The organism is Microcoleus sp. BR0-C5, from assembly GCF_036705045.1.
Lineage (GTDB): Bacteria > Cyanobacteriota > Cyanobacteriia > Cyanobacteriales > Microcoleaceae > Microcoleus.
This window is the reverse complement of the sequence record NZ_JAUBTR010000184.1, coordinates 1-1,883: the sequence shown is the minus strand read 5'-3', so window position 1 is coordinate 1,883 and position 1,883 is coordinate 1. Positions and strand designations below refer to the sequence as shown.

Annotated in this window: 4 protein-coding genes; 1 reads left to right on the top strand and 3 read right to left on the bottom strand. The window is 38.3% G+C overall.

All coding sequences use genetic code 11. The features are described 5' to 3' along the window. Window positions 1-78: 78 nt before the first annotated feature. Window positions 79-844 (top strand): IS1 family transposase gene (locus QUB08_RS31765; RefSeq protein ID WP_445300980.1). Its coding sequence is split into 2 segments (ribosomal slippage): window positions 79-300 and window positions 302-844, totalling 765 coding nucleotides; the frame shifts between segments, so codons are not numbered across the junction. On the opposite strand, the gene QUB08_RS31760 is transcribed toward QUB08_RS31765, so the two are convergent. The 3 genes from QUB08_RS31760 to QUB08_RS31755 form a co-directional block, all read right to left on the bottom strand. Next, window positions 837-1,028, bottom strand: a complete 192-nt coding sequence (locus tag QUB08_RS31760) for a hypothetical protein (RefSeq protein ID WP_333230253.1) — start codon at window positions 1,026-1,028, stop codon at window positions 837-839. The two genes, QUB08_RS31765 and QUB08_RS31760, sit on opposite strands and share 8 nt — an antisense overlap. Window positions 1,029-1,290: 262 nt before the next feature. Further along, window positions 1,291-1,527: an ISAs1 family transposase gene (locus QUB08_RS32285; protein ID WP_445300979.1), complete on the bottom strand. Its 237-nt coding sequence runs from the start codon at window positions 1,525-1,527 to the stop codon at window positions 1,291-1,293. Next, entirely contained in the window at window positions 1,475-1,813 is a 339-nt protein-coding gene (locus tag QUB08_RS31755) for an ISAs1 family transposase (protein ID WP_333230251.1), read from the bottom strand. The genes QUB08_RS32285 and QUB08_RS31755 overlap by 53 nt, the downstream gene beginning before the upstream one ends. Between the last annotated feature and the right edge of the window lie 70 nt (window positions 1,814-1,883).

The window sequence follows — 1,883 nt, the reverse complement described above, 5'->3', positions numbered from 1 at the left end:
ATTTTAAATCACCCTAACCTTCCTTCAGTCTTGTCTTATGGTACTCTGGCTGCTTAAAAACTGTCCGGAGTATTGATCATGAAACCCTATCTAATTTGTCCCACTTGTGGTTCTGACGATGTGATGAAAAATGGGATGACTCGTCGGGGAAAACAAAACCACAAATGTCGCGAATGTGGTCGGCAGTTTGTCGAAAATCCTCAGTGGGCACCCAAAGACACCGACACTTTGGCAAAAATTGAGTTACTTCTGTTGGAGCGGATTTCCCTGGCTGGTATTGCCCGAGTCATGGGCGTTTCCTCTCTTCTGGCTCCAAAATTATGTGAACCACTTGTACGGTGCAATAGAACTCAAAGCCACAGTCATTCCGAAAGAAATTGGAAAACACACAGTCCAAATGGATGAACTCTGGTCTTTTGTAGACAACAAAGGGAATAAACAATGGGTCTGGTTAGCAATGGATACCAAGACTCGGGAAGTGATCGGATGTCATATTGGAGACCGCTCCTCGAAATCGGCTCTTGCATTATGGGATTCACTACCAAGTGTCTATCGCCAATGTGCCAAGATTTATACCGATCACTGGGAAGCCTATGCCGTAGTTTTACCAAGTAAAAGGCATAAGTCCGTCGGCAAGGAAAGCGGATTAACCAGTTACATTGAACGATTGAACAATACTCTCAGGCAACGAATTTCGCGATTAGTCAGGAAGACGTTATCGTTTTCTAAAAAGTTGGAGAATCACAAGGGTGCTATTTGGAACTTCATTCATGACTACAATTACCAAATCCGATTAGGAATGCTGAAAGTTCAACCGCCTCAATTTTCTCCATCCTTTACATAAAAGCACTACCAAATTTTAGTTGTTTGGATAAGCGATGAGCTGCTGCGGCAGCGTCGGCGGCACAAGCAAATTCAATTTTGGAGAGTTCTTGCAGTTTATTCTGAGCTTCAGCTTCAGCTTTTTTGAGTTTTATTTTGAGTTTTCGTAGGTCAGAATTACGGCGGAAAGTGCAGGGTAAACGCATCTAAATTAATTTGACAAAAAGGTGAGTTTTTGCATTAATAAATAACTAAAAAAGCCTTCTTAAAATTCTTAACTTTAACCCCACTTAAGCAGATTAAATCAAAACTTTAAGAATTTATAAAGTTTTTAAAGCCGGATAAATTTCACAAAAGATGAATGTTAGATTTTGAGCGTTAGCTGGCAGAGTTTAAAATTTGAACCAAATAATTATTATCCATTGCCGCTCGATAGCGTTTCATTTTTAAACTTTGTTTTGAAGTTTTTTATTGTTTCAGTAAATTTATTGCTAAACGACGTAAAAGTGCAAAATTTTCGGGAGAGTTCTGTTTGCGAATCCGGCTTTTATCTTCGGAAAATGTAACATCAAGTGTCCAATGTAAGCTATTTTCAATGCCCCAATGATTGGGGATAGCCCCAGCAATTTTTTCAGCATTCCTGCTTAAACTACTAAGCGTAAAAACGAGCTTCAGTGGTGGTTTTATTCCACAATCGTCGTTCACTAACTATCATGACAACTGTTTTTAATCCAGTCCATAATGCTTGATTATGCAGAGGTGGTAACTCAGATACATCAATAGTCCAAACCTGTTTTTTTTCCAGTCGATGATGTCCAGCTTCTACTTGTTCATAAGAATTGTATTCTCTACCTAATAATTGTTCTTTTTGGGCTAATTTAAACCACTCTTTTACAGCTTGGTAGAGGAGTTGTTGATTCCCTTTTAAAGCTAAAACATAATCTTCTTTTTTCTTGCTAATCAAAGATGTTATGTCTTTTTGACCCCACATTCCGCAGGTCTTTAAATAGAATTGATGGTTATAAAATTTAAAAATTCAAGCCTGAAAAGATTACTGGGTA